At 50.2% G+C, this 15,055-nt stretch carries 14 protein-coding genes; all 14 read left to right on the top strand.

All coding sequences use genetic code 11. The features are described 5' to 3' along the window. Positions 1-1,101 carry an NADH-quinone oxidoreductase subunit D gene (locus tag HT574_RS07405; protein WP_175244079.1) on the top strand — a complete coding sequence of 367 codons (1,101 nt, stop codon included), beginning with the start codon at positions 1-3 and terminating at the stop codon, positions 1,099-1,101. After that, the gene (gene nuoH / locus HT574_RS07400; protein ID WP_026078610.1) at positions 1,098-2,099 is read left to right on the top strand and encodes an NADH-quinone oxidoreductase subunit NuoH; all 1,002 of its coding nucleotides are present in this window, start codon (positions 1,098-1,100) and stop codon (positions 2,097-2,099) included. Before HT574_RS07405 ends, nuoH begins: the two co-directional genes overlap by 4 nt. Positions 2,100-2,117: 18 nt before the next feature. Further along, positions 2,118-2,537: an NADH-quinone oxidoreductase subunit NuoI gene (nuoI, locus tag HT574_RS07395; RefSeq protein WP_017436860.1), complete on the top strand. Its 420-nt coding sequence runs from the start codon at positions 2,118-2,120 to the stop codon at positions 2,535-2,537. Further along, positions 2,534-3,055, top strand: coding sequence for an NADH-quinone oxidoreductase subunit J (locus HT574_RS07390; RefSeq protein ID WP_042406756.1), 522 nt, complete (start codon positions 2,534-2,536; stop codon positions 3,053-3,055). The genes nuoI and HT574_RS07390 overlap by 4 nt, the downstream gene beginning before the upstream one ends. Then, on the top strand, positions 3,052-3,366 hold the full coding sequence (gene nuoK, locus HT574_RS07385) for an NADH-quinone oxidoreductase subunit NuoK (RefSeq protein ID WP_042406753.1): 315 nt from the start codon (positions 3,052-3,054) through the stop codon (positions 3,364-3,366). The genes HT574_RS07390 and nuoK overlap by 4 nt, the downstream gene beginning before the upstream one ends. Positions 3,367-3,433: 67 nt before the next feature. After that, positions 3,434-5,287, top strand: coding sequence for an NADH-quinone oxidoreductase subunit L (gene nuoL, locus HT574_RS07380; protein WP_175244078.1), 1,854 nt, complete (start codon positions 3,434-3,436; stop codon positions 5,285-5,287). Continuing rightward, the gene (locus HT574_RS07375; protein WP_175244077.1) at positions 5,287-6,813 is read left to right on the top strand and encodes an NADH-quinone oxidoreductase subunit M; all 1,527 of its coding nucleotides are present in this window, start codon (positions 5,287-5,289) and stop codon (positions 6,811-6,813) included. The genes nuoL and HT574_RS07375 overlap by 1 nt, the downstream gene beginning before the upstream one ends. A 5-nt stretch (positions 6,814-6,818) precedes the next feature. Next, positions 6,819-8,327: an NADH-quinone oxidoreductase subunit NuoN gene (gene nuoN, locus HT574_RS07370; protein WP_175244076.1), complete on the top strand. Its 1,509-nt coding sequence runs from the start codon at positions 6,819-6,821 to the stop codon at positions 8,325-8,327. 88 nt (positions 8,328-8,415) lie between these two features. Then, the gene (locus HT574_RS07365; RefSeq protein WP_017436854.1) at positions 8,416-8,658 is read left to right on the top strand and encodes a DUF1146 family protein; all 243 of its coding nucleotides are present in this window, start codon (positions 8,416-8,418) and stop codon (positions 8,656-8,658) included. Between the two features lie 134 nt (positions 8,659-8,792). Continuing rightward, positions 8,793-9,545, top strand: a complete 753-nt coding sequence (locus HT574_RS07360) for a YwmB family TATA-box binding protein (protein ID WP_175244075.1) — start codon at positions 8,793-8,795, stop codon at positions 9,543-9,545. A 31-nt stretch (positions 9,546-9,576) separates the two neighbouring features. Then, entirely contained in the window at positions 9,577-10,887 is a 1,311-nt protein-coding gene (gene murA / locus HT574_RS07355) for a UDP-N-acetylglucosamine 1-carboxyvinyltransferase (RefSeq protein WP_175244074.1), read from the top strand. A gap of 346 nt (positions 10,888-11,233) precedes the next feature. Beyond that, positions 11,234-12,262, top strand: a complete 1,029-nt coding sequence (gene spoIID / locus HT574_RS07350) for a stage II sporulation protein D (protein ID WP_175244073.1) — start codon at positions 11,234-11,236, stop codon at positions 12,260-12,262. A 125-nt stretch (positions 12,263-12,387) separates the two neighbouring features. Further along, on the top strand, positions 12,388-13,317 hold the full coding sequence (spoIIQ, locus tag HT574_RS07345) for a stage II sporulation protein SpoIIQ (protein WP_175244072.1): 930 nt from the start codon (positions 12,388-12,390) through the stop codon (positions 13,315-13,317). A gap of 124 nt (positions 13,318-13,441) precedes the next feature. Then, the gene (locus HT574_RS07340; RefSeq protein ID WP_175244071.1) at positions 13,442-15,046 is read left to right on the top strand and encodes a gamma-glutamyltransferase family protein; all 1,605 of its coding nucleotides are present in this window, start codon (positions 13,442-13,444) and stop codon (positions 15,044-15,046) included. The last annotated feature ends 9 nt before the right edge of the window (positions 15,047-15,055 follow it).

Below are 15,055 nucleotides of genomic sequence, written 5' to 3'. Positions count from 1 at the left end.
ATGCTTCGAACGGAAGAAATGATTTTAAATGTAGGACCGCAGCACCCAAGCACACATGGGGTTTTCCGTCTCATCTTAAAAGTGGATGGCGAAATTATTCAAGAAGCGACGCCGGTCATCGGCTACCTCCACCGCGGAACGGAAAAGCTGGCGGAAAGCCTGCAATACACGCAAATCATCCCGTACACCGACCGGATGGACTACTTGTCGGCAATGACGAATAACTATGTCATTTGCCATGCCGTCGAAACGATGATGGGCATCGAAGTTCCGGAACGAGCAGAATATTTGCGCGTTTTGGCAATGGAGCTTGGGAGAATCGCCAGCCATCTTGTCTGGTGGGGGACGTATTTGCTCGATCTTGGCGCCATCAGCCCATTTCTATATGCGTTCCGCGAGCGGGAAATGATTATTAATCTGTTAAATGAGCTATCGGGAGCACGCCTGACTTTCAACTATATGCGCGTCGGCGGCGTGAAATGGGATGCGCCGGACGGCTGGATCGAAAAAGTGAAGCAGTTCGTCCCGTATATGCGCGAAAAACTCGCCGGCTATCACGATCTGGTGACAGGGAATGAAATTTTCCACCATCGCGTCATCGGCATCGGCAAATATACGAAAGAGGAAGCAATTAACTATTCATTAAGCGGCGTGAATTTGCGCTGCACCGGCGTGAAATGGGACTTGCGGAAAAACGAGCCGTACTCCATTTATGACCGCTTTGATTTTGACATTCCCGTCGGGGAAGACGGAGACTGTTTTTCCCGCTATCAGTGCCGTCTGGCAGAGATTGAACAATCGTTGAACATCATTGAACAAGCATGTGAACAATTTCCAAAAGGCGGGGAAATTATGGGAAAAGTGCCGCGGATCATTAAAGCGCCGCCGGGAGAAACGTTCGTCCGCATTGAATCGCCGCGCGGCGAAATCGGCTGCTATATTGCCAGCGACGGCAAGAAAGAGCCGTACCGCCTCAAATTCCGTCGGCCGTCATTTTACAATTTGCAAATACTCCCGAAGCTGTTGAAAGGCGAAAATATCGCGAACGTCATTGCCATTCTTGGCTCTATCGATATTGTGCTCGGGGAGGTCGACGGATAATGGAACAATTGTTGAATTCCGTCCCAAGCTGGACGAATGTGGCCATTTTTTTCGGGCTGGGCGCTGCGCTGCTATTGATGGTGCTTGCCTTTGTTACGTACGGCATTTTGGCGGAACGGAAAGTGATGGGCTTTATGCAAGGCCGCTACGGCCCAAACCAAGTCGGCGGCCGCTGGGGGCTTTTGCAAACGGTGGCGGACGTATTGAAGCTGCTGCTGAAAGAAGACACGATTCCGAAAGCGGCAGACCGGCCGTTGTTCATTTTGGCGCCGATCCTCGCCTTTGCGCCGGCATTTATGGTATTGGCGGTGCTGCCGTTTACTGATGCGTTTCAGTTTGCCGATATCGGCGTCGGCCTGCTTTATTACATTGCCGTTTCGGGGCTGACGACGATCGGCGTCGTTACCGGCGGATGGGCATCGAACAATAAATACGCGCTCATTGGCGGTATGCGCGCAGCGGCGCAAATGATCTCCTATGAAATTCCGCTCGTGATGTCCGTGCTTGGTGTCGTACTGCTGACAGGAAGTTTAAACTTAAACGATATTGTTGAAGCGCAAAAAAACGTATGGTACATTTTTACACAGCCAGTCGCGTTTATCGTGTTTCTCATCGCGGCCGTCTCGGAGCTAAACCGCACGCCGTTCGACTTGCCGGAAGCGGAATCCGAGCTGGTTGCCGGATTTCACGTCGAATATTCCGGTTTCCGCTGGGCGTTCTTTATGCTTGCTGAGTACGTGTACCTTTTTGCCATGGCCGCCCTGACGACGATCCTATTTTTAGGCGGCTGGCATCCGGTCATGTTTTTAGGCTTTATTCCAGGGCCGGTTTGGTTTGCGCTCAAATTCAGCGTCGTCGTGTTCGTTCTCATTTGGTTCCGCGCGACCTTTCCGCGCCTGCGGGCCGATCAGCTGATGGAATTAGGCTGGAAAGTATTGTTTCCCGTTGCGCTTGCCAATATCTTTGTGACGGCATTGGTGAAAGAACTATTTTTCTAATCGAATGGGGTGACAGGCATGATCGGGTTGGCCAAAGGATTGGCGTATACGTTAAAAAATTTGACGCAAGAAAAAGTTACGTACGACTATCCGAACGAACCGCTTCCGCTTCCGGACCGGTTCCGTGGCATTCAAAAGTTTTATCCGGAAAAATGCATTGTTTGCAACCAATGCGCCAATATTTGCCCGACGGACTGTATTCAGCTGACGGGGAAAAAGCACCCGGATCCGACGAAAAAAGGAAAAATTATTGATACGTACAGCATTAACTTTGAGATCTGTATTTTATGCGATCTTTGCACCGAGGTATGTCCGACAGAAGCCATTGTCATGACCAACAATTTCGAGCTGGCCGAATACAGCCGCGATGCCCTTTATAAAGATTTGGCATGGCTCGATGAGAACGATACCAACATTCGAAAGGAGAATAAGCCGTGAGCGGAGAATATCTCGCCTTTTTAGCGCTCGCCCTCGTTGCCATTACCGGCGGGGTGTTGATGCTCAACTTAACCAAAGTCGTTCACATGGTCATCGCGCTCGTCTTCACATTTATCAGCATCGCAGGGCTGTATGTGCTGTTATCGGCGGAGTTTGTCGCCGTCGTGCAAGTATTGATTTATTCTGGGGCCGTCACCATTATGATGCTGTTTGGCATCATGCTGACGCGCCATCAGGAAGAAGAGGGAGAAAAAACGACAACGGGCGGATTTTGGCGCAAAGCGCTCACCGCCATCGCCGTCTTCGCCTTTGGCATCGCCGTGTATCTCGGCGTTTACCGCCTTGATTTTGGCGAGGAAGGCGCCCGCCTCCATGAAAACAATACGGAGCAAATCGGTATGGCGCTATATTCCCATTATACAATTCCGTTTGAAATTGCGTCTGTCATTTTGCTTGTCGCGCTCGTCGGGGCGATTATACTGGCGAAAAAAGATGATGAGGGGGCACCGAAATCATGAGCTCCGTTTCTTTATCCGTATATCTCGTGTTAGCGCTCATTTTGTTCTGCATCGGTCTGTACGGCGCGCTGACGAAGCGAAATACCGTCATTGTCCTTATTTGCATTGAATTAATGCTGAATGCGGTCAATATTAATTTAGTGGCGTTTGCCAAATACGGGGCCCATCCCGGCATTACCGGGCAGATTTTTGCGCTGTTTACGATCACGGTAGCGGCGGCCGAAGCGGCGGTGGGCCTGGCGGCGTTAATGGCGCTTTACCGCAACCGCAAAACGGTGCATATCGACGAGATCGATTCGCTAAAGCATTAAAAATAGGGTGGAAAATGAAAAGAGCTTTTGCCGAAAAAAGCTCTTCATAAAAGGGGACTGTGATATCATGATGGAAATTGCCTGGATCGTACCGCTTTTTCCGCTGTTTTCCTTTTTTTTCTTGTTAGCAGTAGGGAAAAAAATGAAAGAAACGAGTGCATACGTCGGCATCCTTATGACGCTGTTTTCCTTTCTCCTCTCACTCGCCGTGCTGTTTGACCGCCTCGGCGGTTCGACGTACAAAGCGGAACATGTATGGCTGACCATCGGCAGCGTGAAATTAACGGCCGGGTTTGCGGTGACGGCGCTAAACACATGGATGCTCGTCGTTGTCTCTCTCGTCAGCTTTCTCGTACATATCTATTCGAAAGGATACATGCATGGGGACGAGCGCTTCTCCGTTTTCTATGCGTATTTGGGGCTGTTCACCTTTGCGATGCTTGGCCTTGTGCTTTCGCCGAATTTGCTGCAGACGTACGTGTTTTGGGAACTTGTCGGCCTCGGTTCGTTTCTATTAATCGGTTTTTACTTCTATAAAGAGGAAGCAAAGGCAGCCGCCAAAAAAGCGTTTATTATGACACGCATCGGCGATGTCGGCTTTTTCATCGGCATGATTCTATTATTCTGGCAAGTTGGCAGTTTTGCATACGACGATATTTTCCGAGCAGCAGAAGACGGCACGCTGTCGCAGACGATGGTGACCTTAACGGCGATCTTGATTTTCATCGGCGCCGTCGGAAAATCGGGCCAGTTCCCGCTCCATACATGGCTGCCGGACGCGATGGAAGGCCCGACGCCGGTGTCGGCATTAATCCACGCGGCCACGATGGTCGCTGCCGGGGTTTACTTAGTCGCTGCCTTGTTCCCGCTATATGAAGCGAGCGAAACGGCGATGTTAACAGTGGCAGTGGTTGGGGGATTTACGGCGCTTTTTGCCGCTACGATTGGTTTGGTGCAGACCGACATTAAACGGGTGCTCGCCTATTCGACGGTGAGCCAGCTCGGCTACATGATGCTGGCGCTCGGCTCTGGCAGCTATGTGGCAGGCATCTTCCATTTAACGACCCATGCGTTTTTCAAAGCGCTCTTGTTTTTAGCGGCGGGAAGCGTCATTCATGCCGTCCATACGCAAGACATTGAAAAAATGGGCGGGCTTTGGCGGAAAATGCCGCTTACTGGACCGCTGTTCCTCATCGGCACGTTAGCGATTAGCGGCGTCCCGCTCTTCTCTGGGTTTTTCAGCAAGGATGAAATTTTGGTGGCCGCCTGGACGCACGGGCATGTCGCCTTGTTCTGGATTGCGGTGGTAACCGCCTTTTTCACCTCGTTTTACATGTTCCGCCTCTTTTTCCTCGTCTTTGGTGGGGAAAAGCGGCATGATGAAAAAGACGTTCATGAAGCGCCGGCAGTGATGACGTTGCCGATGATCGTGCTCGCCGTGCTCGCTGTTGCCGCCGGGTACGTTCATACCCCTTGGTTCGGCACCTTTCTTGGCGATTGGCTGACAGACGGCGCCTATGCGCATGAAACAGCGCCAGGCTGGATTATGGCGGTGGCGACGGCAGTTTCCTTGCTCGGCATTTTCCTGGCGTGGCTTATGTATGGAAAACGATCGCTTGCGCGGGATTGGCTCAGTTCGCGCGTTCCGTATACGTACAATTTGCTGTGGAATAAGTATTACATCGATGAGTTGTATATGCGCACCGTTGGCTATGCGGCAACGGCAATCAGTCTATTACTCTCGTATATAGACCGCTTTGTCGTCGAAGGTATTGCCCGCTTGATCACCGCGACAGTCCATACGTCCGCATCGCTCGGGTCGCGAATGCAAAACGGGCAAGTGCAAATGTACGGCGCTGTTACGTTTGTCGGTCTTGCGCTTCTCGTCGTCATTCTCGCGTTCACAGGGGGGTACTTATAATGAATGGAACGTACTTTCTGTCACTCTTAATCTTCTCCCCGCTGCTTGGCATGATTCTGCTTGCGTTTGCGCCAAAGACGCAAGAGCGGACGGTCAAACTACTCGGCTTTTTATCGACGTTGCCGCCGCTTCTTTTATCGCTATTTGCCTTTTGGCAATATTTGCGAGGCTATCGCCTCGAACATTTGGCGGAAAAGCATGATTGGGTTCGCTTCACTGATTTTCCGTTTCTTACCGAGTCGACATACTTGGTCCGCTATGAGCTGAATATCGATGGCTTTTCGCTCGTGATGATCGTCTTGACCTCATTATTGGCGACGCTTGCCGCCGCTGCTTCCATTCACATTAAAAAAGAATGGAAAGGCTATTTTCAGCTCTTTCTCCTGCTGGAGATCGGCATGCTTGGCGTATTTGCAGCAGGAAATATGATTTTGTTCTTTATCTTTTTGGAAATGACGCTCATTCCGATGTTCTTTTTGGTCGGCAAGTGGGGCGGGTTTGACCGGGAGCGCGCCGCCTACAGCTACTTGCTGTACAACGGGATTGGTTCAGCGATTTTGCTCATTGTCATCGTTGTGTTATTTGCCCGCACCGGAACGTCGAATCTCGAGCTGTTAAACGAAATGCTGCACAATCCGGTGGCACAGGCGCAGCTGATTGCACCGCTTTCTGAGGAGCTTCGATTATGGTTGTTTGTCGCTTTGTTTATCGCCTTTGGCATTAAACTGCCGATCGTACCGTTCCACCGCTGGATGCTGCACGTCCATGTCGAAGCGCCGCCATCGATCGTCATGCTGCACGCCGGCGTGCTCTTAAAAATTGGGGCGTACGGTCTCATTCGCTTTGGCATCGGACTGTTTCCTGATCAGTTTCGTCATTTCGCCTTTTGGATTGCCGTGTTAGGGGTCATCAACCTATTGTATGGAGCATTTTTAGCGTTCGTGCAAGAGGAATTCAAAATGGTGCTCGCCTATTCGAGCGTTTCGCATATGGGGATTATATTGATCGGATTAGGCGCGCTGAATGAAGCGGGGATTCAAGGCGCCATCTTCCAGGCCGTTTCCCACGGGTTGATTGCCGCGTTCTTGTTCCTGCTCGTCAGCATTTTATACGAACGGACGAATACGACCACGATCGGCCGTTTGGGCGGGCTTGCGAAAGTGATGCCGCTGACGGCAGGGTGTTTGCTCGCCGGAGCGATGGCATCGCTTGGCCTGCCGGGAATGTCGGGATTTATCAGCGAATTTACTGCCTTTTTAGGGCTGTTCCAAACGAAACCTGTTGTCGCCGCGATTGGCACGCTTGGCATCATTATGACCGCCGTTTACATGCTGCGCGCTGTATTGAATATGACGTTTGGGCCGTCTATGCGCAATGACGTACAAGCGCTCGATATGAGCACGATCGAAGCGATTCCGGTGTTCATTTTGCTCGCGCTCATTGTCTCCGTCGGCGTTTATCCATACATGTTAGCGAAGCCATTGCAAGCGGCGATTGAAATGATGATGAATGGGTTAGGAGGGTGAGAGAGATGAGCATGCATACCTTATTGCAATACAAATGGAGCATGATGACACCGGAGTTTATCGTTTTGATCACGGCGCTCATTCTCTCGCTGGCCGATTTATGGATGCCAAATGATAAAAACCGGCGCCCGCTTGCGTGGATCGCCGTGGTCGGCGTCGTTATCGCGCTGATCGCGACCGCAGGGCTCATTCCGGCAAAACCAGTGTCGATTTTGTACGATACGTTTCGACTCGATTCCTTCAGCAAGGCGTTTAAGCTGCTGGTACTGGCCGGAGGGGCGCTTTGCCTCCTGCTTGCGCTCGATTACCGTCCAAAAGAAGGGCTTTCGCATCGCGGCGAGTTTTACTATTTGCTCCTTTGCGCGCTGCTCGGCGCGATGATCATGGCTTCGAGCGGCGATTTGATTACGTTGTTTGTCGGGCTGGAGCTGTTGTCCGTTTCCTCGTATATTTTGGCGGGAATCCGCAAGACGTCGGCGCAATCCAACGAATCCGCGCTGAAATATGTCATTAACGGCGGCATTGCAACAGCGATCACGCTGTTTGGCATGAGCTATATTTTCGGGTTAACCGGCACGACGAATTTGAAAGAAATGGCGTTCGAAGTGCAAAAGCTGGCAGACAGCAACTACCAATACCTGCTTGCGCTTGCCTTTCTCCTGCTGCTCGTCGGTCTGTCGTTTAAAATTTCGTCCGTCCCGTTCCATATGTGGACACCGGACGTCTATCAAGGAGCGCCGACGCCGGTGACGGCATTTTTAAGCGTCGTTTCAAAAACAGCCGGTTTTGTCATCCTGCTGCGGTTGTTTATTACGATTTTTGCCGCTGCGCCTACGCATGGAAAAGATCCATCTTCGCTTTTGTTGTCGATGCAAAATTATATCGCCGTATTAGCCGGCCTTACGATGATCATCGGCAATACGGTCGCGTTAAGACAGCGGAGCATGAAGCGTCTGTTCGCGTATTCGAGCATCGCCCACGCCGGCTATCTCCTTGTCGGGTTTGCCGCGATGTCATGGGTGATGATCGACTCGATCTGGTTTTATTTGCTCGCCTATGTACTGATGAACGTTGGCGCGTTTGCCATCATCCAGCGCCTGTCGGATGAAGCGGACTCCGACGATATGATCCATTTTGCCGGCCTGTATCAGCGGAATCCGCTGCTTGCGGTATCGATGGGAATTTTCCTGCTGTCGCTGGCCGGCATCCCAGGTACGGCCGGTTTTATCGGCAAGCTTAACATTTTCCTTGGCGCATTGATGACCGAGCCCGGCCATTACATGCTCGCCGCGGTGATGATCGCCACCACGGTTGTATCCTACGTCTACTACTTCGGCGTGTTTGTGCAAATTTTCTTCCGCCCTGCCGACGAAGCAGCATCGATCAAACTACCGGTCGGGCTGACGGTTACCGTTGTGCTTTGCGCGCTTGGCACGCTGCTATTCGGCATTTTCCCGAGTTTGGCGTACCAGGTTCTTACCCAGTTCGAACACTTTGGCGATTTCCTGCAATAACGTTACAATAGAAGGGGAAATTTCCCCTTCTTTTGTTGTTTATCGACGAATAGGCCGCCAATTGCGCGGCAGAAAGAGGTGAAAAGCAATGATGCCGATACTGGGCCAGCAAGCGTTAGTGAGCATTATTGTCCATCTTGCCTTTATCGCTGTTACATGGTGGACGCTGCAAGGGGTACGGCTCGAGGCGATGATCAAGCCAAACCGCGTCTTTCAAGGACGTCTGCTTTACATTTTATTGACGATCGCGATCGGTTCGACAGTCGCCAACTTTTTTCTCGACTATTTATCATGGTCGACACAACTTCCGTTTCTTTTTCGAGGCGAGTAAGTCATTACTCGCCTTTTTTCGTTCTCTTGCCTGCATTGATAGCGCTTACATTTTTTCGTTTTGTCGATTTTTTTTATGTATGTTCACTTCCGATCTGGCAACAATAACAGGTAAGGAGAGGAAGTGAAACGGATATGAAAAAAGGACAAGCCTGCGCCTTCACTTTTTTATTGGCGTTGTTCGTCATCCTCGGCATGTGCCAATACAAGTCGGGAGAAGCAATGGGGAACGGGCCGCTTCAGCCGGTGAAAACGATCGCGCGCGTCCTCGAAAATAATGGAGCGGACATTCGGCAATGGACCGTTTACACAAGAGAGTATGCCCACTATATTGAAAATGATGCGGCATTTTTCAAAAAGCTAGAGGAATTGAAGAAAGAAAACCGCGCTTTTCACTGGTCTTTCGACACAAACCACCATATGCAAAAAGCAACCGGCACATATCAACACCCCTTCTTTCAAGAAAAAATTCAGCTCGTTAGGACGGTCACAAATAACCAATCACAGACGTATATCCTCTATGAAGCCAAAGGACTGCATTGGAATAAAAAAATATGGAAAGAAGTGGTCGAAAAAATAGAGAAAAAGTCGAAACAACTATTTGTGAAACAACCTACATTTTTCACTTGTATTGAAGGAGATTTCAGTGATAATATGGAAAGTGGTTTGTTCGATTATGCATTACGTTTATCACGCGAGTTTCAGGCAACACCAGTCGAGTCTTTGCAGGAAGAGTCACTTGTTTCTCTCTCTGCATATACTGGGCAGTGGGAGAACGTTCTTCCAACCAATAACCATCCGATGAATTTGCAGATTGCCTTAAGGGAAAGATTGGGCGGCAAGACAACCGTCGTCATTGGAACCCCAATCATTACGATTGAATATTAATATAGAGAAATTGGACGCGGAGGGGAATACCTTGGAAAAGATTATCGTCCGTGGCGGAAACCGGTTGAGCGGCACCGTGAAAGTAGAGGGAGCAAAAAATGCCGTTTTGCCTGTTATCGCTGCAACATTGTTAGCGACAAATGGAAAAAGTGAGATTCATGATGTGCCTGCTCTTTCCGATGTATATACAATTAGTGAAGTGCTCCGCTATTTAGGCGCAGAAGTGGACATAAACATAGAAAAAAATAGGATCGCTGTTAACGCTACCGGCCCGTTAAAGATGGAAGCGCCGTTTGAATATGTGCGGAAAATGCGGGCATCGGTGCTCGTCATGGGTCCGCTCTTGGCGCGAAATGGTCGAGCCCGCGTCGCGCTGCCAGGAGGATGCGCCATTGGTTCGCGCCCGATTGACCAGCATTTAAAAGGATTTGAAGCAATGGGAGCGACCGTGAAAGTGGGCAACGGATTTATCGATGCCGAAGTAAAAGGAAGATTGCGCGGGGCAAAAGTTTATTTGGATTTTCCAAGCGTTGGAGCAACGGAAAATATTATGATGGCGGCTGTGTTGGCTGAGGGCACCACCATCATTGAAAACTGCGCGAAAGAGCCGGAAATTGTCGACTTAGCCAACTTTTTAAACGCAATGGGCGCCAAAGTGCGCGGTGCCGGCACCGGTACGATTCGCATCGAAGGAGTAGACGAATTAACCGGCACGACACATACCGTGATCCCGGACCGCATTGAAGCAGGTACATTTATGGTTGCAGCGGCCATTACCGGCGGCAATGTCCTCGTGCAAGGTGCCGTTCCGGAACATTTAAGCTCACTGATTGCCAAAATGGAAGAAATGGGTGTCACCATCATCGAAGAAAAAAATGGAGTACGAGTCATTGGACCGGAAAAATTAAAAGCGGTCGACATTAAAACGATGCCTTATCCAGGTTTTCCAACCGACATGCAATCGCAAATGATGGCATTGCTTTTGAAAGCGGAAGGTACGAGCATGGTGACGGAAACGGTATTTGAAAACCGTTTCATGCATGTCGAAGAATTCCGCCGTATGAACGCTGACATTAAAATTGAAGGTCGTTCCGTTATTATTAATGGCCCTTGCAATTTGCAAGGCGCGGAAGTGGCGGCGACCGATTTGCGCGCCGCAGCAGCGTTGATTTTAGCCGGGTTGGCGGCGGAAGGCTATACGCGCGTGACGGAATTAAGACATCTTGACCGCGGCTATGTCCGCTTCCATGAAAAACTGGCCGCGCTCGGTGCTGATATCGAACGCGTCAACGAAATGGATGCAGTACTTGGAGACGTAAAAGTGAAAGATTTGAACCTATAAAAGATAAAAAAACGACCGTCAGCTACATATGTAGTGAATGGTCGTTTTTTATTTTGGATGGACGCGGCAACTGCTGCTGTTTTTCCCTCGTACATGCCAACCTCTATGAGAAGGAGAAAAGAAAGAATCCATGCCGGGCAAAAGGAGAGAAAAGAGCGGAACCGCCGCTTATTTTGCCGGCCAAACAAGCCCCTGCGAAAAGAAATTGTCATATATACTTGTCCGAGCCCATAACTATATAACGAAGCAAACGCAGGCACTCCCAGAGCGAACATCGATGCGACTGCCCCTGAATGGGAACGATGTCCGCTTGTGCCGGAAAAATGAATATTGGAGGCTCGGCTATATGAAACGGATAAAACCAATTATGGCACTCCTTGCGTGTTTATTTGTCGTCGTACTGCTCGTTCCAACGATATTAGTCATCCCATTCCACGACGGGAAAGTGGAAAAATTGGCGGAAGAACTGCGCCAGCAAGAAACGAAGCAACATGCCAAAGCAATCGAAAGCGGGCCGACCGTCGAAGTTGCGGTATACCGCAGCAAACAAAAGCGCATTGAACATATTCCGCTCGAACAATATGTCATCGGCGTCGTCGCGGCGGAAATGCCGGCCGAATTCGAGCTGGAAGCATTAAAGGCACAAGCGCTGACGGCGAGAACGTATATTGTTAAACAATTGTTAAACGACCAGCCGATCAGCTTGCCAAAGGGAGCGAATGTCACCGATACGGTGATGCACCAAGTATACTACAGCGATGACGAGCTGAAACGTTTATGGGGCAGCGACTACGATTGGAAAATCAGAAAGATTACGAAAGCGGTGCTAGAAACGCGAGGGCAAATTTTAACGTACGACAACCAGCCGATCGAAGCGGCGTTTTTTTCGACAAGCAACGGCTATACGGAAAACTCGGAAGCATATTGGCAAAATGAATTTCCGTACTTAAAAAGCGTAGCCAGCCCGTGGGATAAAAAGTCGCCTAAATTCTATCACCAAAAAGTAATTTCGGTGGCAGAATTTGAACGCAAACTAGGAGTGAAACTGCCGGAAAACGGCTCGGTTGGCGTTATTTTATCACGAACGCCTGGGAAACGTGTCGATGTCGTCGAAATCAACGGCAAAAAATTGACAGGAAGAGAAGTGCGCGAAAAGCTTGATTTAACCTCGACGGATTTTACATGGATGCGCAAAGGCAATGAAATTATTATTACAACGAAAGGATACGGCCATGGCGTCGGCATGAGCCAGTATGGGGCCAATTTTATGGCGCAGGAAGGAAAGACGTACGACCAAATCGTCAAATATTATTACCGCGGGGTGGACATTTCTTCGGCGACCGCGTTTTTAAATAGGCTGACCGTAAAAAAATAGGGGCAAAAACGCCTCTATTTTTTTGCATAAAATGGCCCATTTTAAAAAAAAATAAATGAAAAAAGTTGTTTCGTCATGTATATATTTTCCTCTTTCTGTTCAAAATGGTTGCTGAGGTGATGAACATGAGAGAGGAAGAAAAGAAAACAAATTCTGTAAAGAAGCCAAGTTTACAACGGTTGTTCAGAAAGCGTTGGGTATTTCCAGCTATCTACTTGACATGTGCCGCTCTTATTGTGGCAGGAGCGCTCTGGTTCCAGAACAAACATGACGGAAAAGCAAAAAAAGACGAATACGAATACAGCCAATCAGGCACATCGCAGCATAACGAGCCGGCCGTTCCTGTCAACGAAGCGGTGGAAAAATTCTCGATGCCGGTCCTTGATGCAAATTCCGTAGAGATTAAAACACCGTTCTATGATGACAACGCGTCAAAAGAAGAACAGGAAGCAGCTCTCGTCTTTTATGATAATACGTATTATCCAAACCATGGCATCGATATCATTCGCAAAGACGGCAAAACGTTTGATGTTACTGCTTCGTTAAGCGGTACGGTCACGAAAGCGGAAAAAGATCCAATTTTAGGCTATGTCGTTGAAATCGATCATCAAAACGGCGTCGCCACTGTCTACCAATCGCTTGCCGATATGAAAGTGAAAGCTGGCGATACGGTAGAACAAGGACAAGTGATCGGAAAAGCGGGCCAAAGCCAATTTAACCAAGAAGCTGGCATCCACGCTCACTTTGAAATCCGCAAAGACGGCAAGCCGGTCAATCCGATCGACTACATCGACAAACCGCTTACAGCGCTGACGGAACAAAAAGCTGGAAATGACAACGCAACCGAACAAAACAATGCAACCGAACAAAACAACACAACGCCAACCGATGAACAAAGCCAATTGAACGACCAACCATCTTCTGATGAGCAAATGCAATCCGATGAAGAGGCGCCAGCAACTGATCAAGGCACAACGACACCGAGCGAGGAAAAGCAAGATGACGCTTCTTCCTCCAAAATGCCAGATGCCTCGATCGGAATGGCAAGAGCGTAACAGGAGATCGCCTGTTTCCTTCCCACTGTGTGAAGGGAGACAGGCGATTTTTTTGGAAGCAGGACAGGAAAAACATTTCGGAAAGCGAATAGTTAACGATAGAGTGAGGATCAGGGGGGATACGATGGACTATTTATACTATCCATATCCATCGCAACGGATGACGACGTTTGCGGCCAACGGCATGGTGGCAACCTCACAGCCGCTGGCAGCGCAGGCGGGATTGGAGATATTAAAAAAAGGTGGAAATGCGATTGATGCCGCGATTGCGACCGCCGCCTGCCTGACGGTCGTCGAGCCGACCTCGAACGGCATCGGCGGCGATGCGTTTGCTATTGTGTGGACAAACGGCAAGCTGTATGGATTAAATGCCAGCGGCTATTCGCCAAAATCGATTTCGATCGAGGCGGTAAAAGAACGGGGATATCAAGAAATTCCAAAACACGGCTGGATTCCGGTCACCGTCCCGGGCGCGCCGGCGGCGTGGGCGGCGCTGTCAAAGCGGTTTGGCAGGCTGCCGCTTGCGGAAGTGCTAAAGCCGGCGATCGAATATGCGGAAAACGGCTATCCGGTGTCTCCGACGTTAGGAAAGTACTGGAAGGCCGCATTTCAAACGTATCAAAAAACGTTGAAAGGTCCGGAGTTTGCCAGCTGGTTTGCGACCTTTGCGCCGAATGGGCGTGCGCCGAAAATCGGGGAAGTATGGGCGTCCAAAGACCACGCCCATACGCTCCGCCTCATTGCCGAAACGAATGCGGAAAGCTTTTACCGCGGCGAATTAGCGGAGAAAATCGCCGCCTATTCCAAACAATACAACGGCTTTTTAGATCTGGATGATTTAGCCGAGTATGAGCCGGAATGGGTCGAGCCGATTTCCGTCCACTACCGCGGCTATGACGTGTGGGAAATTCCGCCGAACGGACAAGGCCTTGTCGCCTTAATGGCGCTGAATATCATGAAAGGGTTCGCCGTTCCGGAAACGCCAACGGTCGCGACATACCACCAGCAAATCGAGGCGATGAAACTGGCGTTTGCCGACGGACGGGCGTATATCACGGACCGCAAGCATATGGAGCATCGCGTCGAGGAATTGCTGTCTGATTCGTTTGCCGAAACAAGACGGGCGCTTATTGGCGAAGAAGCGCTGCTTCCGGCGCCGGGGACGCCGTCAAAAGGCGGAACAGTGTATTTAGCGGCGGCGGATGGCGACGGCAATATGGTATCGTTTATTCAAAGCAACTACATGGGCTTTGGCTCCGGTTTGGTCGTGCCAGGCACCGGCATCGCCCTGCAAAACCGCGGCCATAATTTTTCCTTTGATGAAACCCATGTGAACCGATTGGCGCCGCGGAAAAAACCGTACCATACGATCATTCCGGGATTTTTGACCAAAGGCGGCGAACCGGTCGGACCGTTCGGCGTCATGGGCGGATTTATGCAGCCGCAAGGGCATTTGCAAGTGATCATGAACACGATCGACTTCCATCTGAACCCGCAGGCGGCGCTCGATGCGCCAAGATGGCAATGGACGGAAGGCAAAAAAGTGCTCGTCGAGCCGCATTTTCCGCGTCATATCGCCGAGGCGTTGGCACGAAAAGGGCATGACATCCATGTTGCGCTGGATGGCGGACCATTCGGGCGCGGGCAGATTATTTGGCGCGATCCGCGTTCGGGCGTGCTGATCGGCGGGACAGAACCGCGCACCGACGGCGCTGTCGCCGCATGGTAACCAAGGCGC

The sequence above is a fragment of the Parageobacillus sp. VR-IP genome (assembly GCF_013357975.1).
Taxonomy (GTDB): Bacteria; Bacillota; Bacilli; order Bacillales; family Anoxybacillaceae; genus Saccharococcus; species Saccharococcus caldoxylosilyticus.
This window is presented reverse-complemented; position numbering and strand designations above follow the sequence as displayed.